Origin of the sequence: Streptomyces sp. NPDC101191, from assembly GCF_044767915.1 — a bacterium.
GTDB lineage: Bacteria > Actinomycetota > Actinomycetes > Streptomycetales > Streptomycetaceae > Streptomyces.
This window is the reverse complement of the sequence record NZ_JBIWOU010000001.1, coordinates 339,199-359,672: the sequence shown is the minus strand read 5'-3', so window position 1 is coordinate 359,672 and position 20,474 is coordinate 339,199. Positions and strand designations below refer to the sequence as shown.

Annotated in this window: 14 protein-coding genes and 1 pseudogene; 9 read left to right on the top strand and 6 right to left on the bottom strand. The window is 74.3% G+C overall.

Features of this window, described 5'->3' with window-relative positions; translation table 11 throughout:
* The first annotated feature begins 89 nt into the window (after nt 1-89).
* Entirely contained in the window at nt 90-1,355 is a 1,266-nt protein-coding gene (locus ACIRQF_RS01620) for an MFS transporter (RefSeq protein WP_404087925.1), read from the top strand.
* Nucleotides 1,356-1,643: 288 nt separating this feature from the next.
* The gene (locus ACIRQF_RS01615; RefSeq protein ID WP_404087923.1) at nt 1,644-2,144 is read left to right on the top strand and encodes a GNAT family N-acetyltransferase; all 501 of its coding nucleotides are present in this window, start codon (nt 1,644-1,646) and stop codon (nt 2,142-2,144) included.
* Nucleotides 2,145-2,229: 85 nt separating this feature from the next.
* Here the strand turns inward: ACIRQF_RS01615 and ACIRQF_RS01610 are convergent, their stop codons facing one another.
* From ACIRQF_RS01610 to ACIRQF_RS01595, 4 genes are all read right to left on the bottom strand, one after another.
* Nucleotides 2,230-3,633 carry a hypothetical protein gene (locus ACIRQF_RS01610; protein WP_404087921.1) on the bottom strand — a complete coding sequence of 468 codons (1,404 nt, stop codon included), beginning with the start codon at nt 3,631-3,633 and terminating at the stop codon, nt 2,230-2,232.
* Between the two features lie 525 nt (nt 3,634-4,158).
* Nucleotides 4,159-5,166 (bottom strand): HEAT repeat domain-containing protein, encoded by a 1,008-nt coding sequence (locus ACIRQF_RS01605; RefSeq protein WP_404087919.1) that lies wholly within the window; start codon nt 5,164-5,166, stop codon nt 4,159-4,161.
* Between the two features lie 3 nt (nt 5,167-5,169).
* Complete coding sequence (locus tag ACIRQF_RS01600) at nt 5,170-5,841, bottom strand: HEAT repeat domain-containing protein (protein WP_389755540.1); 672 nt, start codon at nt 5,839-5,841, stop codon at nt 5,170-5,172.
* Nucleotides 5,842-6,187: 346 nt separating this feature from the next.
* Nucleotides 6,188-9,490 (bottom strand): S8 family peptidase, encoded by a 3,303-nt coding sequence (locus tag ACIRQF_RS01595; protein ID WP_404087916.1) that lies wholly within the window; start codon nt 9,488-9,490, stop codon nt 6,188-6,190.
* Between the two features lie 589 nt (nt 9,491-10,079).
* Between ACIRQF_RS01595 and ACIRQF_RS01590 the strand changes: the two are divergent.
* From ACIRQF_RS01590 to ACIRQF_RS01560, 7 genes and pseudogenes are all read left to right on the top strand, one after another.
* Nucleotides 10,080-10,152, top strand: a pseudogene (locus tag ACIRQF_RS01590).
* A gap of 93 nt (nt 10,153-10,245) precedes the next feature.
* Nucleotides 10,246-11,400 carry a gala protein gene (locus tag ACIRQF_RS01585; protein ID WP_404087914.1) on the top strand — a complete coding sequence of 385 codons (1,155 nt, stop codon included), beginning with the start codon at nt 10,246-10,248 and terminating at the stop codon, nt 11,398-11,400.
* The gene (locus ACIRQF_RS01580) at nt 11,397-13,331 is read left to right on the top strand and encodes an ankyrin repeat domain-containing protein (protein WP_404087912.1); all 1,935 of its coding nucleotides are present in this window, start codon (nt 11,397-11,399) and stop codon (nt 13,329-13,331) included. The genes ACIRQF_RS01585 and ACIRQF_RS01580 overlap by 4 nt, the downstream gene beginning before the upstream one ends.
* Complete coding sequence (locus ACIRQF_RS01575; protein WP_404087910.1) at nt 13,328-14,542, top strand: AAA family ATPase; 1,215 nt, start codon at nt 13,328-13,330, stop codon at nt 14,540-14,542. Before ACIRQF_RS01580 ends, ACIRQF_RS01575 begins: the two co-directional genes overlap by 4 nt.
* 14 nt (nt 14,543-14,556) lie before the next feature.
* Nucleotides 14,557-15,780: a VWA-like domain-containing protein gene (locus ACIRQF_RS01570; RefSeq protein ID WP_404087908.1), complete on the top strand. Its 1,224-nt coding sequence runs from the start codon at nt 14,557-14,559 to the stop codon at nt 15,778-15,780.
* Nucleotides 15,781-15,988: 208 nt separating this feature from the next.
* Nucleotides 15,989-16,903, top strand: a complete 915-nt coding sequence (bla, locus tag ACIRQF_RS01565; protein ID WP_404087906.1) for a class A beta-lactamase — start codon at nt 15,989-15,991, stop codon at nt 16,901-16,903.
* Between the two features lie 78 nt (nt 16,904-16,981).
* A complete protein-coding gene (locus ACIRQF_RS01560; RefSeq protein WP_404087904.1) occupies nt 16,982-18,268 on the top strand; it encodes an MFS transporter in 1,287 nt (428 codons plus the stop codon).
* A 20-nt stretch (nt 18,269-18,288) separates the two neighbouring features.
* On the opposite strand, the gene ACIRQF_RS01555 is transcribed toward ACIRQF_RS01560, so the two are convergent.
* Entirely contained in the window at nt 18,289-18,849 is a 561-nt protein-coding gene (locus ACIRQF_RS01555) for a nitroreductase family protein (protein ID WP_404087902.1), read from the bottom strand.
* A 173-nt stretch (nt 18,850-19,022) separates the two neighbouring features.
* The gene (locus ACIRQF_RS01550; RefSeq protein ID WP_404087900.1) at nt 19,023-20,198 is read right to left on the bottom strand and encodes a macrolide family glycosyltransferase; all 1,176 of its coding nucleotides are present in this window, start codon (nt 20,196-20,198) and stop codon (nt 19,023-19,025) included.
* Nucleotides 20,199-20,474: the final 276 nt, after the last annotated feature.

The following is a 20,474-nucleotide window of genomic DNA, read 5'->3' as shown; positions in this document are numbered from 1 at the left end:
CGAAGGGTACTGTAATGGAAATCATTTCCATTAACGCGGCCGGGGCCCCCTCTCGCCCGGTCGACAGTCCCCGAGGAGACCTCGCACCCGTGACCACCACACCCGCCTCCGCGACGTCCAAGTCAGTCGCCCCACCTAAGCGTTCGGCCCTGCGCGACCCCGCGTTCCTGCGCCTGTGGGCCGGCACCACGGCCTCCGGACTCGCGACCTGGGCCCTGCCCTTCGTCCTGGGACTGGCCGTCCTCCACCGCGACCTCGACGCCGCCGGACTCGGACTGGTCCTCGCCGCCCGCACGGCCGGATTCCTTCTCGCCGTCGCCGTCGGCGGCGTGCTCGCCGACCGGCACTCACGCCGCGCCGTCGTCCTCTGGTCCGGCCTTGCCGCGGCCGTCGCCGCCCCCGCCCTCGCCGCCGGCCTCGGCCGCTCCCTCACCCTGATGACCCTGGCGGCCGCGCTCGCCGGTGCCGGACAGGGCGCCTGCCGACCCGCGTTCCAGGCCCTCACCGCCGAAACCGTCGCACCCGCACACCGCCGGCAGGCCAACGCCGCGATGACGATGGCCGTACGGTCCGCCACCCTTGCCGGCCCCGCCCTGACCGCCCTGCTCGCCGCCTTCCTCGACGTCCCGGCGCTGCTGCTCGGGATCGGCCTGCTGTGGCTGGTCGCCGCACTCGCGCCGGCCCGGGGCACCGTCGTAACGGATCACCCGGCGGAGCCGCCGGCCCCGCGCCACGGATTCCGCGCCGAGTTCCTCGACGGCATACGCGAGGCGCGACGCCACCCCTGGTTCCTCGCCGGGCTGGCCGCCCTCGTGGCCGTGATCGCCCTCGGCTACTCCGCCACCAGCGTCGCCCTGCCCCTGGTCAGCCGGGACCGCTACGGCACGGAGTGGGTGCTGGCCGCGTCCATGACCGCCTACACCGTGGGCGCCCTCGGCGGAGCGCTGCTCATCGCGCGCCTGCGCCCCCGCTCACAGGGGTGGGCGGCCCTCGCCGCTCTCGGCGCGTACGGCGTCGCCCCGCTGAGCCTGGTCTTCCCCGTGCATCCGGTGGTCGTCGTCGCCGCGTACGCCGTCGCCGGCGTCGGGATCGAGCTGTTCAACGTCCCCTGGTTCACCGCCACCCAGCGCGAGGTCGCCCCCGACAAGCTGGCCCGCGTCTCCTCGCTCGACTTCCTCGTCTCCTACGGCCTCGCGCCGATCGGCCTCGCACTGATCGCCCCCGCCATCGCGCACTTCGGTGTCACAGCCGTCCTCGCCGCCTGCGCCGCCGCCTGCTTCCTGGTACCGGCGGCGGCGGCCCTCGTCCCCACGACGCGGCACTTCTCCCGCACCGGGGCGGCGACAGCGGACTGACCGAGGGCCGACGGCGCCGGCGGGGCGGCGACAGCGGACCCATCGCAGGGATCGCCGGCGTCGGTGGGGCGGTGACAGCGGACCCATCGCAGGGATCGCCGGCGTCGGTGGGGCGGTGACTGGGACCGGACCGCTCGGCGGACGGCGCCGGCACGGTCGCGGCCCGTACCGACCACCATCGTCCGCCGCTCCACCGAAGCGCACGGGCGCCCGTGACACGGGCGCCGGTCGCGCCCTATCGTCGTCAGCCGCCCGCACCTCCCGCGCCGCCCGATCCGGAAGGCCGCCATGCCGATTCGCCCCGCCGCCGCCCACGACACGGACCTCCTCCGGCAGGTCCTGCTGGAGGCGTACAACTGGGACGGCGACCGGAGGTTCACCGCCGAGCAGCTCGCCGCCGACCCGCACGCCACGCGATATCTCGAGGGCTGGCCCCAGGACGGCGACTTCGGGGTCGTCGCGGAGACCGGGGCCGGTGAGCCGGTCGGCGCGGCCTGGGCGCGGTGCCTGCCCGAGGACCGGCCCGGCTACGGCTACGTGGCGCCGGGCGTGCCCGAACTGACCCTCGGCGTGCTGCCGGGACACCGCGGCCGTGGGCACGGCCGGGCGCTGATGCGGGCGCTGATCCAGGCGGCTTCCGGCCGGCCGGTCCCGGTGCCCCGACTCAGCCTGAGCGTCGAGGACGGCAACCCCGCCGTGCGGCTCTACACCTCGCTGGGCTTCGTCCCGGTCGGCCGGAACGGAGGCTCGGACACGATGGTGCTGGATGTGCCGAGCCGGATGTCCTGAGCGGCGGGGTCGTCACGGGAGCCGGCCGTAGCGGTGGGGAAGGTCCCCGCACGCCGGTGCGGGGACCCTCTCGATCCGCGTGATTCTAGGCGCGCGGCGGGCAGGGATCGCAGCAGGCCGGTGCCGGTTCGACGCACAAGCTCACCGAGTCGGCGTTGTCGGACGGGTCCGGGTCCTTCTCCACGGCGGTGACGGATGCTGTGTTCGTGACCCGGCCGGTCCTGGTCGCCTTCGCCCGCAGGGTGAGCGCCGCGCGGGCGCCTACGGCGAGTTCGCCGACGGTCCACCGTCCGGTCCCGGCGTCGTAGGCGCCCTGGGAGGCGTCGGCGGCGAGGAACCCGAGGCCGTCCGGGAGCCGGTCGGCGACGGTGACCCCGGTCGCCGGGCTGGGACCGGCGTTGTGGACGGTCACGCGATAGGTGACCGTCTGCCCGACGCTCACGGTGGTGGCGTCGGCCGCCTTCACCACCTCCAGGTCCGCGGCCGGCCGGACCTCGGTGACGGCCTCGTCGGACGTGGCCGTCAGCGACTCCGGGGTGGGACCGAGCCGGTTCTCGTAGGCGGCGGTCGCCGTGTTGGTGACGCGCGTCCCCGCCGTCTCCAGCCCGAGGACGACCCGGTACTCGACGGTCGTACCACCCGGCAGGGCAGCGGTGTTGGCCAGGCTGCCGCCCTGTGTGGCGGAGGCGTCGGTGCCCAGCCGGAAGACGACCGCGCGGGCGGCGGCGTCGTAGGAGGCCTGGTCGTCCCCGGCCCCGTCGGTCTTCACACCGCTGTTCGGACCGCCGATCACCCGCAGGGAACCGGGCACGTACGTGGTTCCGGCGGGCAGCACGTCGGTGAGGGTGAGTCGCTCGGCGGCGCCACCGCCCTCGTTCGTCGCGGTGATCCGGTACGTGACGACGTCACCGACGTCCAACGGGCCCGCCGGGACGGCGGTCTTGGTGAGGACCACGAGCGGTGCGGTGCCGAAGAAGATCCCGTCGAGGAAGTTGCCGATCCCGCGGTTGCCCCCGGCGGCCGAGACCGAGCGGAAGGCGAAGCGCGTGACGGTCTGCCCGGCCGGGACGGTGTAGGTGCCGGTGTAGTAGCCCCACGCCGTGTTGCCGTCGGTGAAGGTGCGCTGCTCGACCACGCTGCCCGGGGCGCCGATGTCGAGCGCCATGGTGTCCTGTCCCTGCCGGCCGCGGTGGTAGAGGCGCCAGTACAGCTTGGTGCCCGGGGTGGTCGGCAGGTCCTGGTAGAGGGTCGAGACCTGGTTGGCGTTGAGCTCGGCGAACTGCTCGCCCTCCGCCGACGGCACGCCGTTGAATCCGGAGTGCCATAACTCGATCATGTGGTCGGTCGCGGTGGTGAGCCAGCCCGGGACGCTGCGCGGGGCCTGCGTCTGGGAGGCGTCCGGCAGGAACGCCATGTCGGTGACGGAGGGCTGCTCGAAGCTGCCGTTGACGAGGGCGACCCGCAACGGGGCATGGGGAGGTGTGCTCATGCTGACGTCTCCGGTCTGTCGGTGGTGTACCAGGGCCCCGCGCCCGCGCCGCCCAGGCCGGGGGCGGTACGGGAGGTCGTCGGGACCACGATCGCTCCGTAGCTCACCGCCCGCCCCGGGGTCACGTACAGGCGCGCCGAAGGGGTCCCGGCCACCGCGGACGTGGAGGTTTGCGCGCGCCGACACCCTGGGTCACAGCGCTGCCGTCCGCTCCCGCGCCCCCCGGCGCGCCGCTTCCCTCACTCCCGGCACAGCACCCCCTCGCACACCGCCCGTGCTGACCGGATGCCACCGCGGGTTGACGAGCCTGCGCCACCTGGAGGGGTGAAATGCGATGTGTGAGGTTGACGTTCGTGCGTTCGAGGAGGACTGCCCGGAAGACGAGTGGACCGCCAGGACCACTCGCCGCCGGTTCACGCCGTGCCGTGGGGTGCCGCCGCACCGCCGGTTCACGCCGTGCCGCCGTGCCGCCGGTTCACGGCGTGCTGCCGGTTCCCGCCGTGCCGACGGTTCCCGCACGGACGTTCACTCCGTGTCGCGCAGCCGGATCAGGTACTGCGCGGTCAGCGACACGGCACGGTCCTCGTCGTGCGACAGCTCCTCCAGCGCGCGTGACGCGGTCGGCCCCGGGATGCCGGCCAGCGCCTGGGTGAGTCGTCCGCGTGCGGGTGCACCCGCGGACGGGTGGGCGAGGTGGTCGACGAGGCCGGTGGCGATCCGATCCGCGGTCGTGGCGTCGTTCGCCAGCGCGCTCAACGCGTCGGCCGCGTCGGTGTCGTTGGCTCCTTCCACGATCATGTCGACGAGTGTGGGGATCGCGTCGGCGCCGCCGCGTGTCCCGAGTGCCAGAGCCGCGTACCGGCGGACGGCGGTGTCGGAGTGGGCGAGGGCGTCCCGGAGCTGACGGGTCGCCTGATCGCCGGGCAGTTCGGCGAGGGCCTGGACGGCGCGCTTCCGCACCGTGGCCTGCGGCGAGCCGAGGGCCTGCGCCAGGAGCGCCGGCCCGCTGTCGGAGCCGGACCGTGCCAAGGCCCATCGAAGCGCTCCGGCGACGATCGGGTCGGCCTCGCCGAGCGCGGCGTCGACCAGGGCCTCGACCGGGACCGGCAGCGCGTCGGCCGAGGTCAGTGCGGCGCGTTGACGGGTGTCGGCGTTCGCGGAGGCCAGCGCGTGCAGGAGCGCGACGATCTTGAGGACGTCCTGCCAGTCGGTGGGCTCCGCGGCGTCGATCCGGTTCAGCCGGTCGAGCAGTTCGGTCTCCGCGGCGATACGGTCGCGCGTCCGGCCGACCAGGTCCCTGACCAGCGTCGCCGGCGTGAAGCCGGGGTCGTCGAGCGCGAGCCCGATCTCGCGCAGCGACAGGCCCAGCGACCGCAGGCTCTCGATGTGGAAGATCCGGCGGATGTCCTCCCCGGCGTACTCCCGGTAGCCCGAGCCCGTCCGCCCCGACGGGCGGACCAGGCCGAGCTTCTCGTAATGCCTGAGCATGCGGGCACTGACCCCGGACCGTCGCGCCACCTCACCGATCAACACGCCTTATTGTCCCGCCTGACCGGCGGGGCCGAGAGCCACGACGCGCTTCGCCTCCTCGATCGCGAACCCGAAGCCGGTGTCCGGGTCGCGGAGCAGCCGCTCCGTGGCGATTGCGTGCGCCCGTACGAGAGGCTCGGCTCCGGCCGTCGCGGCGCGCACGGCCGGGACCATCACCTCGCCCAGTGCGACCAGCGCACGGCTGAGACTCAACTGCGTCTCCCGGTCTCCGCGTCCGAGCTGCGTCGCGAGCACCACGGCCAGCGCGGACTCCGCATCCTCCGGTACCAGCAGGACCGCGGCCCGCCAGGCGCTGCGCGCCACCTCGTCGTCGGCGTCGGTCAGCAGCGCCCGGGTGATCGCCGGCCAGGCCTGCCGGTCACCGATCTTGGACAGGGTGTGCAGCGCCTGACTGCGCGCCTGCGCGTGCGGCGAGCGGACGGCCTGCAGCAGCCGGGGGAGCGTGCGGGACACCGGGTGGCGCGTGAGGGCCCAGGTCAGCATGTCGCGGACGAAGAACTCTGGCTCGACCGCGCATCGCTCGACGAGCTTGTCGACGAAGCGCGGGTCCGGTGTGCTGCCGACCGTCAGCGCGGCCCGCAGCCGCACGGACGAGCGGCTGTCCTCCAGCGCCTGAAGGGCCCGCGCCGCGGCGGCTTCCTGTGTCGTGATCGTCATGGGACCACCTCCTTGGCATGCAGTGAAGGGCTTGTCACCGTGTCAAGGTCAAGCCGCACTGGCCGCGCTGGCTGCACCGGACGCTCCGGCTGCACCGGACGCACTGGCTGCACTGGCCGCGCTGGTTGCACTGGCCGCGCTGGCCGCACCGGTTGCACCGGCTGCACTGGCTGCACTGGCTGCACCGGCCGCACCGACCGCACCGCCCGCACCGACCGGACGGCGCCGCGGCGGTGCAGCGCCCGCCCCCGCGACCCGCCGCCTCGACGTTCGGGCCGGAGACGGCCGAACGGCGTCACCACCAGGGGTGATGACGCCGTTCGCACGGGGTAGGTCAGGGTCTACGTCACTTGCCGTACCACGCGTGGTGGACGGTCAGCGTCGACGTGTTGCCCTGCTTGTCGGTGACCTTGGCGGAGAGGGAGATCGCCGCGTCCTTCGCCGGGTTCTTCACGGCGATCCGGCCGCTCAGGACCGGCACCGGCTGCCAGGTCTTCCCGTCGTCGTAGCTCACGGACACGGTGAGCGACTTGAGGTTCTGCCCGGCCGCCGAGCCCTGCACGGTCACCGGGACCAGCGCCGGGGCGAGCGCCGGGGCCCGGGAGGCCAGGTCGACGGGGGCCGCGAAGCGGACCGTGGACACCGGCAGCGCCGTCGTGGCCGAGACCTGCCGCGAACGGAACGTGAAGCCGGCGTCGATCCGGGTGGAGGCCGCGGCGAGGCTCGCCGGGCGCTCCACGGAGGTCGTCAGCCGGTACTCCGCGTCCTCCGCGCCGACCGGGAAGGGCTTCGCGCCGGTCAGCGGGTCGTCGGTCGCGCCGATCCTGACTCCGTCGCGGTAGAGCGTCGTGGTGGCGGAGCCGTACGGGGTGAGACCCGCGTGACCCTTGCCATCGGCGAACAGGGGCAGGGAGCCTATGATCTGCTGCTCGCCCGTCGCCGGGTCGGGAGCCGTGCGGAAGACACCCATGTTCTCGTCCAGGAGGGGGCCGACGACACCCGTGTTAAAGGTCTCCTGGTACGTCCGGCCGGCCTCGTAGCGCTTCGGCCGGATCATCTCGTAGCTGCCCTCGAAGGCCGGGTAGCCCCACTCGTCGGGCGGCCCCGCCTGCGTGAACTTGGTGACCCAGGAGACGCCGTCGGAGGTGGAGACGTAGAAGGTGCGCGTGCCCGGCGCCGTCTGCGGCGCGGAGAACCCGTTGCCCTCGGGCGCGCCCGGCAGGTGCGCGAACGGCGAGGCGAGAGCGGTCTTCCCGGGGGCGGAGGCGCCGAGACCGACCTTCAGCGTGGCCAGTTCGCCGGCCTTCACGTGCTTGGTGTAGCCGGTCGCGACCGTGCTCGCCGGGCCGCCGTAGGCGACCGAGTACTGGCTGGTGGCGTCCTTGAGGAAGTGCGCGTCCCAGGTCTGCAGGAGGGTGCCGTCGGTGACGGCCGGACCCAGGTGGGCGGTGCGGAAGCCGGTGAAGCCCCGGAGGACCCAGCCGTTGCCGACGCGGCCGATGTCGGTCGCGCGCTCGTAGTACGTGCCGGCGTAGTCCGCCCGGTCGATGCCCGGCACGGTGAGGTCCACCGGCCTGGTGGTGCGGGCGTCGGCGGTGAGCGTCATGTCGCCGGTGACGTCCAGCTTGGGCTGCGCGATCCAGTCGGTGCCCTTGGTGTAGTCCGACGGGTCCTCGTAGACGGCCGTGTTGAACGTGTAGGAGCCCTTGGGCACACGGATCGTGTGGCTGCCCGGCTCGTTGTCGATGCGGTTCCCGAAGCCCGCGGCGGGACCGGAGACGCCGACCAGCGTGCTGGAGAAGTTCTGGGCGTCGGCGCCGTCGCGGCCGACGGTACGGAGCGTGACGTCGTACGACTCCGCCTCCCGTACGGCCACCGCGGCCGTGCGCACCGACTGGCCCGCGGCGGTGGCGGTGACGTAGCCCGAGTAGGTGCCGTCGGCGGTACCGGTCCTGGTGTCGGCGACGAGATCGACCTCGGCCGTGCCGCCGGCCGGCACGGTGAGCTTCGACGCGCCGAGCGAGAAGAAGCCGGCCGGGGCGGCCCCGCCCTCCGGGTCCAGGGTGGACACCGACAGGTCGAGGGTGACGTCGCCGGTCCCGAGGTTGCGGTAGGCGATCTTCTTGGTGAGCGGCCGGTCGTCGTCGTGCGGCCACTGCGCCGTGCCGAAGTTCAGCGAGACGGGTTCGGCGACGACGCTCTGGGACAGCGCCCGGTCGACCTGGACGCGGCCCGCACCCTGCTGGAACGCGGTCAGGTTCGCGCCGCCCTGGGCGGACGCGACCAGCGCACCCTTGAGTTCGGCGGACGTCCAGTCGGGGTGCCGCTGCTTCAGGATCGCGGCGGCGCCCGCTACGTGCGGGGTCGCCATCGAGGTGCCGTCGATCTGCAGGTACCCCGGAGCGGGATGCGGTGTCCCGGGGGCGGTGTCGATGGCGCTGCCGGGTGCGGCCGCCGCGGCGATGGCGACGCCGGGGGCGGTCACGTCGGGCTTGACGGCGCCGTCGCCGACCCGCGGGCCGGTGCTGGAGAAGGGAGCCAGCCGGTCGTCCCTGTCGACGGCCCCCACGGTCAGCGCCGCGTCCGCGCTGCCCGGGGAGCCCACCGTCGACGCACCGGCCTCGCCCTCGTTGCCGGCCGCGACGGCGAAGAGGATCCCCTTCTCGGCGGAGAGCCGGTCGATCGTTGCCTCCAGCGGGTCGACGCCCGGGCTGTCGCTGTGGCCCAGGCTGAGGTTGACGACGTCCGCGCCCTCTGCGGCGGCCCACTCCATGCCCGCGATGACGGCGGAGTCGTCCCCGTAGCCCTCGTCGTCGAGGACCTTCCCGCTGATCAACTCGGCCCCGGGGGCGACGCCCTTGAAACGGCCGCCGGACCTGGCCCCCGTGCCGGCGGCGATCGACGCGACGTGGGTGCCGTGCCCGACGCGGTCCACGGCGTCGGCCGAGGGCGAGAAGTTCTTCTCGCCGACGACCTGGGTCCTGAGGTCCTCGTGGGTTTTGTCGACGCCCGTGTCGAGGACGGCGATCCTGACGCCCTTGCCGTCGTATCCGGACTCCCACGCCCGGTCCGCGCCGATCTGCTTCACGCTGCGGTCCAGGCTCGCGCGGCTCACTCCGTCCAGCCACACCTTCCCGATGCCGGCGGCGGCGGCGCGGGCGCCGGTGCGCTGCCGGTCGGTCAGCGCCTCCCACAGCCGTGCCACGTCGTCCGGGGAGGTGCGGATGGCGTCGGCGTCGATCGTCGGGAACGTGCGCCGCAGGTCGGTGTCGCCGGCCGTACGCACCTCGGTCCGTGCGGCGGTGGCACCCCCTTCGTACTGCACGATCAGCTTGAGCCCGTCGCGGTGGCTCTTGCGCAGCCGCGGATCGGTGAGGACGCCGAGGTCGAACAGGCGCTGGTCCAGCCTGCCCGTGGCGATCAGGCGCTGCGCGTCACTCGGGACCACCAGGGTGTGGTCGCCGGTGCGCTGCACCTGTACGGGTATGTGCTCGCGGCCCGGGGCGGACTCGAAGCCCACCATCCGGCCCTGGGCGTTCACCACGACGCGGTCACCGGTGACGAGCGGGATCCGCTCGTCACCGCCGAGGCGTGGGATGTCCGGTCCGGCCGTCGCGTGCGCGGCGATCGCCGTCGCGGGGCCGGTCATGCCTGCCATCAGGGCCACGGATGTGGCCGCTGCGATACCGAGGACGCGTGCTCTCTGCACGTGTGCGCGCAAGTCTCCCCCAGGAGCTTGGGATGAGGTCGAGTGAGTGGTTCCAGCCGTGGGGCGTCATGGCGCCCGCCGCTGGTCAGCGCAGTATGTGAGGCGAGTTGGGGGCGATCAACGCCGCTGGGGGAGTGCGGGGTCGAGACGCGGGGTTTCCGGCCAACGTGAAGGCCGCGTGTGCGATCGGATCACGACGGGGGTGTGACCGACGTGTGACAGCCGCGCGATCCTTGCGCGACAGCGGTGCACGGCGGCGGCTTCCGATCCCGTTCCGGGGCAGGTCGCGCTGCCTTGTCGGGGGCCCGGGCCCGCTCGGCCGGAAGGCACGCCTCCCAATGGCCGGTTCCGCTCCGGAGATGAACCGCTCCCCGTTCGCGTGCGCGTGATCGAACAAGAGAGCCGGGCCCAGGCGCTGTCGGCGGGATCGCGCGGGTGGTCCGGTCGGCACCGCGCGTCCGCGGGCGCCCATGTCGGCAGCCCTGAGGTATCGAACTCGCATGCGAATGCGGCTATGATCAACCGCAGCAAGGCCGTAGCGCAGAGGTCGTCGCGCCCACGCATCGAGCTGGAGGACGTCGGTTCGAATCCGACCGGTCTTGCGTCTACTTGACGTCGACGATGTCCCTGACCTCCCGACGACGTGAAAGCCGAAGCGGAACGCCGGTCCCCGGCGACAGACCGGTGGAGTGGTGATGACGCAGCCGACAACGCCCGTACGCTGCCCGGCGATCGAGCACCCCGATCTGCCCCTGGCCGACCCCGCGCGGCTCGCCCCGCTGCTCGACCGGCTCGCGGACGAACGGGCCGTCACCGGCGACGAGACCTTCCCCCTCGGCACCCTGCGCGCCGACGGCCGCGTCGACCTGTGCAAGCAGGGCCTCGGCCCCGGCGGCGCCGCCCGTCTCGCCCCCGCCGCCCTCGCCTCCCCGCACGCCACCCATCTGCTGCTCGGTACCAACTCCCTCGGTGACGAGGGCCTGCGCCCCCTCGCCGAGGCGCTCACCGCCACGCGCCACGCCGGTACCGGCCACCCGGTGCACACCCTCTACCTCGGCTGCAACCGGATCGGCCCGGCCGGCGTCACCACCCTCGCCGAGGCGCTCGCCGACGACGTCACCGTCCGCGCCCTCTGGCTCAAGCGGAACCCCGTCGGCGAGGCCGGCGCCCGTTCTCTCGCCGGCCTGCTGCGTCGCAACACCACCCTGCGCACCCTCGACCTGGTCAACTCCGGCATCGGAGCCGAGGGCGTACGGGCCGTCCTCGACGCGCTCCTGGACCGCGAAGCCCCGCTCGAGCGCCTCTTCCTCGGCGGCAACGGCCTGACCGCCGCCGACGCTCCGCTGCTCGCCGCACTCGTCCGCGACGCCGGAGTCCGAGAGCTGTACGTCCCGGCCAACCACCTCGGCGACACCGGCGTCACGGTCCTGGCCGCCGCCACCGACGCCGCCCGCCCCGTCCGGCTCGGCCTCGGCGGCAACGGCATCGGCCCGTCCGGCGCCGCGGCCCTCGCGGACGCGCTCGACGGCATCGACACCCTCGACCTCGGCCGCACCATGTCGGAACGCAGCCTCGGCGCCCCCGGCAACACCACCGGGGACACCGGCGCCCACGCCCTCGCCGCGGCCCTGCCCGGCAGCCCGCTGCGCCGTCTCGAACTGCGCCACACCGGCATCACCGGCCGCGGCGCGAAGACGCTGCTCGCCTCCCTGGACGCCGGACACCACCTCGAATACGTGGGCCTCGGCCCCGGCCTGCCCCGCCGGGTCAAGCGCTCGTTCACCGAGCGGCTCCGCCCGGCCCGCCCCACCCACCCCGACCTCCGCGCGATCGGCAGCCTCTACCGATGAGCCGGCCCACCACACCGCCCGCGGCCCTCTCGCCCGCCGACGCCGCCGCCTGGACCCGTATCCGTCGCTTCGCCGTGCCCGGCTGGATGATCGAGCGCGCCGCCGAGGCCCGGCTCGCGGGCGACTGGCGCGCGGCCTGCGCCGCGGCCGCAGTCGACGTCCCGGACGACCTCGACCCCGAACGCGTCGCCGACCGGTACGGCCCCGAGGTCGCCGCCCGACTGGCCGACGACCTACGTCACTTCGCCCCCGACCTGCTGCGCTGGCACCTGCCGCGTACCCTCGGCGGCCACACCACCCTCGCGCCCTGTCGACGCACCGTCCTCGCGGTCTACGGCGCCGCCGGACCCGTCCTGTCCGTCACCAACCTGCCGATGCTGGAAGGGCCCCAGCGGCTGCGCCTGCACCTCGCCCCCGCCCGCCCCGCGGGCGCGAGCGACAGCCTCCACGGCGTGGCGTACGCCACCGAGGACTGGACCTGCGCCCGCCGCTTCTGGGACGCCCGCCGCACCGCCGAACTGCGCCTCAGCGCCGGCCCCGCCGCCACCGGCCGACTGCCCTTCCTGCGCCCGGACGGCACCCCGCTCACCCCGGACGAACTGCCCGACACGGACCCGGGGTCCGCCGACCCGGCCGCCCACGCCGAATGGATCGCCGTGCTGCAGGCCCGCGGCGCGCACGTCGAGGCCTACGCCGCCGCCGGACTCGACCTCGACCTCACACCCCCGCCCCCGCCGCAGAACCGCTACGCCTTCCGAGAGCTCGACGTCGCCGAACTCGTCACGCAGGGCACCGTCGACCTCACCCGCCTCGCCCCCGAGCTCCACCTCCTGGCGGACGCGGGACGCGGAACGAGCTTCCGCCTACCCCTGCACTGGCGCCGCCACCTGCGAGTCACCCTCGACCTCGCGAAGGCAGACGAGCCGGTCGTACGGGTCGCGGCCCGCGACCGCGGACAGGACGAGGGCGTCCCCCTCCTGCCGTCGTACGCCTGGCAGCCCCTCCCCGACGTCGCCCTGCTGCGCGCGGGACGGATCAGGCCCGAGCGGCTCCATCCGCTGGTGGCCGCAGCGCTGTTCCCCGGCACGGTCGACGCCACCGGGCCGGCCGGCCCGCGGGCGGCCGCGCCGGTACGCGTCCGCTGCGGCGGCGCCTGGCACGAGGTCGTCTCCAGGAACGGCGTCCTGGACGTCCCCCACACGCAGCAGGAGCAGCAGCGCGAACAGGCCCTGCGCGCCTTCGGCGGCACCATCTCCGGCTGCTTCGCCACCCAGCTCGCGTGGACGACGGGTGAGGGCCGGCTGCCCCGGGACCTGCAGGCCCAGCGGCGCGAGCTGTTCACGTACGTCCAGCACGGCGACACGCCCGCCGTCACCGCGCTCCTCGACGCGGGCTGGGACCCGCACGTCCGCGACCGCAAGGGGCGCAGCCTGCTGCACCTCCTGCACCTGCTCGACCACCGGGAGCTGCTGCCCCGGCTGCTCGCTTCCGGACTGGACGTGGAGGCGCAGGACAAGGCGCACCACACCCCCCTGCAGCTGGCCGTCGCCCACGGCGGGTCACCCGAGCTGGTGCGGGACCTCCTCGACGCCGGCGCCCGCATCGACGTCATCGACGAGATGGAGCTCTCCCTCGCGCAGGTGATCCGCCGCTACCAGCGGACCGACCTCGCCTTCCTGCTCCACCGCGTCCAGAAGGAGCACCCGGGGATCGGCTCCGAGTGGTACGACGAGTACCTGGAGGAGCGGAACGAACCCGACGGGGACGAGGATCCGGGCTGGGACGACGTGCCCGAGCCGGACCCGCTCGACGGACCCCGTTCCTCCGGCGCAGCCGACCCGCTCGGCGAGAGCGACCCCTTCGACCCGGCCCGGCCCGCCACGCCGGCCGACGACGCCACCGCGGCCCAGGACGAGGACACCCCCGCATGACGAACGCCTCCACCGCGCCAGGCGCCGGCAGTCTCCCCGCGCCCCTCGCGGCCGCCGACGCGCTCAACGCCCGCCTCCGCGCCACCAGGACCGAAGCCTCCGGCAACCCGCAACTGGAGGCCCTCGCACTGGCCGTGACGGCGAACCAGCCCGTCCTGCTCTGGGGCGAGCCCGGCATCGGCAAGTCCGCCGGAATGCTCCAGCTCGCCGACGCCCTGGGCGTCGAGCTGGAGACCGTGGTCGCCAGCGTCCACGAACCCTCCGACTTCGCCGGCCTGCCGATCGTCGGCGACGACCCGGCCGCCACCGGCGTGCCGATGGCCCCGCCGGACTGGGCCGTCCGGCTCGCCCGTACCGGCCACGGCCTGCTGTTCTTCGACGAGCTGTCCTCGGCCCCGCCCGCCGTGCAGGCCGCCCTGCTGCGCGTCGTGCTCGAACGCCGCGTCGGCAGCCTCACCCTCCCCGAGTCGGTCCGGATCGTCGCCGCCGCCAACCCGCCCTCCAGCGCCGCCGACGGCTGGCACCTGAGCCCGCCGCTCGCCAACCGCTTCGTCCACCTCGACTGGACCCACGACCCGCGCACCGTCGCCCGTGGCATGGCCGGCACCTGGCCCGAGACCGCCCTCCCGACGGTCGACCCCGCCCGCGTCTCCTCCGCCGTCGCCCGCGCCCGCGGCGTCGTCTCCGGCTTCCTGACCGCCCGCCCCGGCCTCGTCCACCACCTGCCGAAGGAGGCCGAGGGCCGCGGGCGCGCCTGGCCCTCGCCACGCTCCTGGGAGGCCGCGCTGCGGCTCCTCGCCACGGGTTACGCCTCCGGCGCCAGGCAGCAGGCGACGGCGGCCGCCGTCATCGGCGCCGTGGGCGAGGCCGCCGGCATCGAGCTCCTGTCGTACCTGGAGAACCTCGACCTGCCCGACCCCGACCGGGTGCTCGCCGACCCGTCGGCCTTCGCCCTGCCCGAACGCGGCGACCGCCAGCTGGCGTTCCTCATCGCCGTCGTCGCCGCCGTGCAGAGCGAGCCCACCCGCCCGCGCTGGGAGGCCGGCTGGGAGGTCCTCGCCAAGGCCGTCGACGCCGGAGTCCCCGACGTCGCCGCCCGCGCCGCCCGGGACCTCGCCGTCATGCGCGAGCCCGACTGGCCCATCCCGTCCGGCATCGACGCCTTCCTGGAACTCCTCCAGCTCGCCGGCGCCCTGCCCGGCGCACGCTGACCGGGCCCGGCGCCGTGACCGCCACCCACCCGACCCCCGGAGGCGGACCCGCACAGGAGCTGGACCGGGCCAAGCTGCTCGCCGCGCGCTACAAGGCGGCCGAGGCACGCCCGTACCTCGCCTCCGCCCTCTACGCCCTGACGGTCGTGCCCTCCCACCAGGTACGCACCATGGCCGTCGACCGCCACTGGCGCTGCTACGTCGCACCCGACTTCGTCGCGGCCACCGGGATCGAGGAACTGGCCGGCGTGTGGATCCACGAGGCGGCCCACCTCCTGCGCGACCACCACGGCCGGGCCGAGCACCTGCCCGCCGCCGACCAACGCGACCGGGTGCGGATCAACATCGCCCAGGACTGCGAGATCAACGACGACCTGCTCGCCGACGGACTGCGCCTGCCCGAAGGGCGCATGGTGCCGGGCCTGTTCGGGCTGTCCGACGGCGCACTCTTCGAGGAGTACCTGCCCGGTATCCCGGCCACCCCGTCGCACGCGCTCGACTGCGGATCGGGCGCCCACGGCGTCCCGGCCCCGTGGGACCTCGGCCAGGCCGGCCCCGACACCACCGGCGGCGTCAGTCCCGTCGAAGCCGAGGCCCTGCGCCGCCGGACCGCCGAGGCCATCCGCTCCCACCAGCGTTCCCGCGGCTCGATCCCCGGCGGCTGGCGCCGCTGGGCCGAACAGACCCTCGAACCCGTCGTCGACTGGCGCAAGGCCCTCACCGGCGCCGTCCGGGAGGCGGCCGCCTGGGCCGGCGGCGCCGTCGACTACACCTACCGACGCCCCTCGCGCCGTACCCCCGCCCTCGGCGGCCGGGTCGTGCTGCCCAGCCTGCGCCGGCCGTTGCCGCGAGTGGCCGTCGTCGTCGACACCTCCGGCTCGATGGGCGACGACGACCTCGCCGCGGCCCTCGCCGAGATCTCCGGAGTGCTGCGCGAGGTCGGCATCGGCGGTAACCGGGTCGCCGTCCTCGCCTGCGACGCCGACGTCCAGGCCGTCGCCCGGGTCACCGCCGTCGACCAGGTCGAACTCGCCGGTGGCGGCGGCACGGACATGACCGTCGGCATCCGGGCCGCGCTCGCCGCGCCCGAACCCCCGCAGATCGTCGTCGTCCTCACCGACGGCCACACGCCCTGGCCCCCCGAACCCGTGACCTGCCGCCTGATCGTCGCCCTGATCGGAGCGGACGCGCCACAGCCCCCGCCCTGGGCGGAGACCGTGCGGATCACACCGACCTGACCACCGCACGGTCCGTACCCGACGAGCCGGAGGCGGCGCGCTCGGGGATCTCCTGCGGCGTACCGTCGACAAGGACCGGTGACCAGCAGGGGCGTTCCGCACGCGATACACCGGGCACGCGGTCGCACCGCCGACGCTCCCCCCACAACAGGTAGCCTCGGGGGAGAACGGCAGATCAACGGCACCTCCGCACGAACAGGTTCTTCCCGTGGCCCTGACCCGACGCGCCTCGCTCGCCGCACTGTCCACCGTCGCACTCGCCCCGTTGCTCGGCTGCACCACGGAGACCGCCGACACCGCGGCCAAGCCCTCCGCCGCACCGACGGACGACGTCTTCGCCCGGCTGGAGCGGAAGTTCGACGCCCGGCTCGGCGTCTACGCACTCGACACCGGCGACGGGAGCGTCCTCGCGCACCGCGCGGACGAGCGCTTCGCGTACGCCTCCACCTACAAGGCGCTTGCCGCGGGGGCCGTGCTGAAGACGAGCGCTCCGGCGGCACTCGAACGGGTCGTCCACTACACCCGGGACGACCTCGTCACCCACGCCCCGATCACCGAACAGCACGTGGACACCGGCATGACGTTGCGCGCGCTGTGCGACGCGGCGGTGCGCTACAGCGACAACACCGCCGGCAACCTGCTGTTCCGCGCCCTCGGCGGCCCCAAGGGCTTCCAGGCCGCCCTCGCCGGCCTGGGCGACCGCACCACCCGGGCAGACCGCTACGAAACCGCTCTCAATGAAGCCACCCCCGGTGACCCGCGCGACACGAGCACGCCCCGCGCCCTCGCCACCGACCTGCGCGCGTACGCACTCGGCGACGCCCTCGACCCCGAAGGGAAGGCGCTGCTCGTCGACTGGCTCCGGCGCAACACCACCGGCGACGACGTCATCCGCGCCGGCGTGCCCGCCGGCTGGCAGGTCGGCGACAAGACCGGCACCGCCGACTACGGCACCCGCAACGACATCGGCGTCCTGTGGCACCCCGATCGCGCCCCGATCGTCCTCGCCGTACTCTCCAGCCGCGCCGCCCGGGACGCCGAACACGACGACCGCCTCCTCGCGCAGGCCACCGAAGCCGTCGTCACCGCCCTGACGCGGCGGAGCGAGCGGCACGAGCCGTAGGCCCCGTCGAGGCCCGCCGCCGCTCAGGTGCGCGACGGCCCCGTCGCCGCCGCAAGGGCCCCTGTTAGTCTGATTGTCATGATCACGAGGGGGTCGAGGAAGCGGGAGTCCGGTACGGACTCCGGTCCGCAGAGGGCTCTGATCGGCGCCAGCTTCGTCAGCAGGGTCGGCAACGGCCTCTTCAACACCGCCGCCGTCCTCTACTTCACGCTCGTGGTGCACCTGCCCGCCGCGCAGGTGGGAGCGGGCCTGACGATCGCCGGACTCGTCGGCCTGGCGGCCGGCGTACCGGCGGGGAACCTGGCCGACCGGTACGGGCCGCGCGGGGTCTGGCTGACGAGCCTCGCCCTGCAGACCGTCACCATGGCGGCCTTCGTCCTCATCGACGGCTGGCTCGCGTTCACGGTCGTCGCCACCCTGGACCGGCTGGCCGCCGCCGCCGGCGGCGCCGCGGGCGGCGCCCTCGTCGCGAGAGTGGGCGGTGAACGCCCCGCCGCCTTCCGGGCCAGACTCCGCACCTTCGTGAATCTCGGCGTCGTCGTGGGCACCCTGGGCGCGGCCTTCGCCATCCAGATCGACACCCGCCCCGCCTATACCGCGTTGATCCTCGCCAACGCGGCCAGCTTCGCCTGCGCCGGACTGATCGCGCTCCTGGGCGTCCCGGACTACCGCCCGCTGCCCCAGCCCGAGGAGCACCGCCAGTGGTCCGTCCTGGCGGACCGGCCGTACGTGTCCTTCGTCGCGCTCTACAGCGCCATGGGACTGCAGTACCAGACCGTCTCCCTCCTGCTGCCGATCTGGCTCACCGCCCACACCGACGCACCGCACTGGACCGTGGCGGCGGTCTACGCGATCAACAGCGGCGTCTGCGTGCTGCTCCAGAGCCGGCTCGGCTCCAGGGTGGAAACCCCGCGGCAGGGCGGCCGCGCCTTCCGTCTCGCCGGGCTCCTGTTCCTCGTCAGCTGCCCGCTGATGGCGCTGACGGCCGACGTTCCCCCATGGGTCGCCCCGGCGCTCGCCGTCCTCGCCGTGTGCATCCACAGCGTCGGGGAGGTCTGGGAGTCGTCGGGTGGCTACGCGCTCGGCTTCGGTCTCGCCCCCGATCACGCCCAGGGGCAGTATCAGGGCCTCTTCGGCATCGGCTTCGACGCCGGTCAGGCCCTCGCCCCCCTGATCCTGACCGGGGCGGTCCTCGCGCTCGGACACACGGGATGGCTCCTCCTCGGCCTGCTCTTCGCGGGCCTGGGCGCGGCGGGACCTCCGGTCGCCGCGTGGGCCGAGCGCACCCGCCCCACGCAACCCGGTACGGAAGCCGCCTCGTCACGCGGGCAGGGCGGATCCCCACTGCTGGAGGCCGAGCGCTAGGGGATGCCCGGGCCGCCGCGCTACTCCGACAGCGACCAAGGGGCGGCCAGCAGTTCGGCGACGCTGCGTCGGTCACGGCCCTCCGGTCGCTGCTCGGCCGCCCTTCCCAGGGCGATCATGGAGACGATCGCCCAGCCCGGGGCCGGGCCCAGTTCCTTGGTGAGGCCCTCCAGGTCGAAGGCCCGGAACTGGTGGGCGGCCAGCCCCATCGCCTGCGCCTGTACGGTCATGTGGGCGATGGCCTGGCCCAGGTCGTAGTCCGCGAACTCGGAGTAGAGCAGCTCCGTGTCGCCGACATGGCGGCGCGCCAGCGTGACGACGAGCAGACCCGCGTCCGTCGCCCAGCGGGCCGAGCTGGGCGCGAGGTGAGGCAGCACCCGCTCGTGCTCCGGCTCGCCGGGCCGGCCCGTGAAGAAGCCCCAGGGCTGGGAGTTGCCGGCGGACGGCGCCCACCGCGCCGCCTCCAGCAGCAGGCGCAGGGAGCGGTCGTCCACGGCGGCCGACGGGTCGAACCGGTAGGGGCTGAACCGTCCCGCGAGCAGGGGGTGGATGCCGTCGGCCGGCTCGGGATCACGTCGCATGTCCCGCTGCAACCGCCCGTCGCACAGGCGTATTCCGTCCGCGGCGGCGGTCGACCGGCCGACTGTCCCGGTCCCAGCGCGGCTTGACCCGCGGCGTGGCCGTCGGCCGGCCGGCCGGCCGGGCGACGGGACCGCCGCCCGCCGCCCGCCGCCGCCCGACGCCTGCGGGCGGGTCAGGCCAGCATGCCCTCGATGAGGTCGGCGGCCCGCCGGGTGCCGCCCTCGGCCCGTGCCCCGGCGCGCAGCGCGGCCGAACGGCGGGCGACCTCCGGGTCGTTGACCAGGTCGGTCAGGGCCGTCCGCAGGCTCCGGGCGGTGGCTTCAGCCGTGTCGATACGGCGCGCCACGCCCAGCTCCACGAGCCGGTCGGCGTTCATGAACTGCTCGGCGCCCTGCGGTACGGCGATCATCGGCACGCCCGCCAGGAGCCCCTCGCCGCAGCCGCCCATACCGGCATGGGTGACGAAGGCGTCCGCCCGCTCCAGGATCGCCCGCTGCGGGACCCAGGAGTGCACCTCGACGTTGCGCGGGATGTCGCCGAGTTCGCGCGGATCGGTGTGCTTGCCGATCTGGAGCACGACGTGCCACCCGGGCAGGTCGCCGAAGGCCGCCAGGCACTGGCGGTAGAACTCCGGTTGACGGGTGTACGCCGAACCCAGGGACACCAGCAGCACCCTTTCCGCGTCCGCAGGGCGGGCCCAGGCGTCGGCGTCCGCCGCCGCGTCGAAGCAGGGTCCGACGAAGGTCACCGTGTCGCCGTCCACCCGGTCGGCGTGCGGCTGCATCGCCCGGGTGATCAGGGCCAGGGCCCGCGACGGCGGCCCGGAGAAGGCGTCCACGTCGGTGGTGGTCGCGCCGCAGTCGGCGAGCCAGCGCGAGAACTTCGACCGGTAGGCGTCTGCGCCCGGCAGCTGCCGCAGCTGGGCCGCGACCTCCTGCTCGTAGCCGTCCCAGCCCACGAACGTCGGGGACAGCTGCATCAGGGGCCGCCCCTGCGCCTCGGCGAGAGCGCGTGCGGCGTAGGCGCCGATGTCGTACAGGTACAGGTCCGCGGGGTCGTGCTCGTAGGCGGCGCGCAGTCGAGGCAGCGCCTGGACGGCATCGTCGAGGAAGAGGCTCATTGCCGCGATGGGGTCGTCGGGCCAGTTGTTGTCGGCCACCGGCAGCACCGAGTCGCACGGGACCAGCTCGGCGCCGGTGGCCGTGATCAGATCGGCGACCGCAGGGTCGTTGGCGTAGGTCACCCGGTGGCCGCGAGCCACCAGCTCGCGGATGATCTCAAGGCTGGGCAGGACGTGGCCGACGGCGGGGATGCCGACCATCGCGATATGGGCACGGCGACGGGACATGGACGATCACTCACTTCAGGTCTGTGGCGGAAGGGACACGACAGGCCCGTGCGCCGGTGATCCGAGGGCCTCGGATGCGGGCGCACGGGGCATGCGGGAGGCGGGGCGGGGGCGCCGCCCGACCCGTGTCAGCCGTAGATCTGAAGAAACGAGTGCATGCCGGCGACCCTAGCGGCCCTCGGGCCTGACGGCATCTCGATTTCCACCGGCCGCACCGCCCTCGCTCCGCCCTCGCCCCGCCCGCGTGGCGCGCGGCGGGGTGGGGGCGGAGGCCCG

What these genes read in the sequence shown, in the direction of transcription:
- ACIRQF_RS01615 (WP_404087923.1), top strand. Translation starts at nt 1,644, where the DNA reads ATGCCGATTCGCCCCGCCGCCGCCCACGACACGGACCTCCTCCGGCAG.
- ACIRQF_RS01610 (WP_404087921.1), bottom strand. Translation starts at nt 3,633, where the DNA reads ATGAGCACACCTCCCCATGCCCCGTTGCGGGTCGCCCTCGTCAACGGC.
- ACIRQF_RS01600 (WP_389755540.1), bottom strand. Translation starts at nt 5,841, where the DNA reads ATGACGATCACGACACAGGAAGCCGCCGCGGCGCGGGCCCTTCAGGCG.
- ACIRQF_RS01595 (WP_404087916.1), bottom strand. Translation starts at nt 9,490, where the DNA reads ATGACCGGCCCCGCGACGGCGATCGCCGCGCACGCGACGGCCGGACCG.
- ACIRQF_RS01585 (WP_404087914.1), top strand. Translation starts at nt 10,246, where the DNA reads ATGACGCAGCCGACAACGCCCGTACGCTGCCCGGCGATCGAGCACCCC.
- ACIRQF_RS01580 (WP_404087912.1), top strand. Translation starts at nt 11,397, where the DNA reads ATGAGCCGGCCCACCACACCGCCCGCGGCCCTCTCGCCCGCCGACGCC.
- ACIRQF_RS01575 (WP_404087910.1), top strand. Translation starts at nt 13,328, where the DNA reads ATGACGAACGCCTCCACCGCGCCAGGCGCCGGCAGTCTCCCCGCGCCC.
- ACIRQF_RS01560 (WP_404087904.1), top strand. Translation starts at nt 16,982, where the DNA reads ATGATCACGAGGGGGTCGAGGAAGCGGGAGTCCGGTACGGACTCCGGT.
- ACIRQF_RS01555 (WP_404087902.1), bottom strand. Translation starts at nt 18,849, where the DNA reads ATGCGACGTGATCCCGAGCCGGCCGACGGCATCCACCCCCTGCTCGCG.
- ACIRQF_RS01550 (WP_404087900.1), bottom strand. Translation starts at nt 20,198, where the DNA reads ATGTCCCGTCGCCGTGCCCATATCGCGATGGTCGGCATCCCCGCCGTC.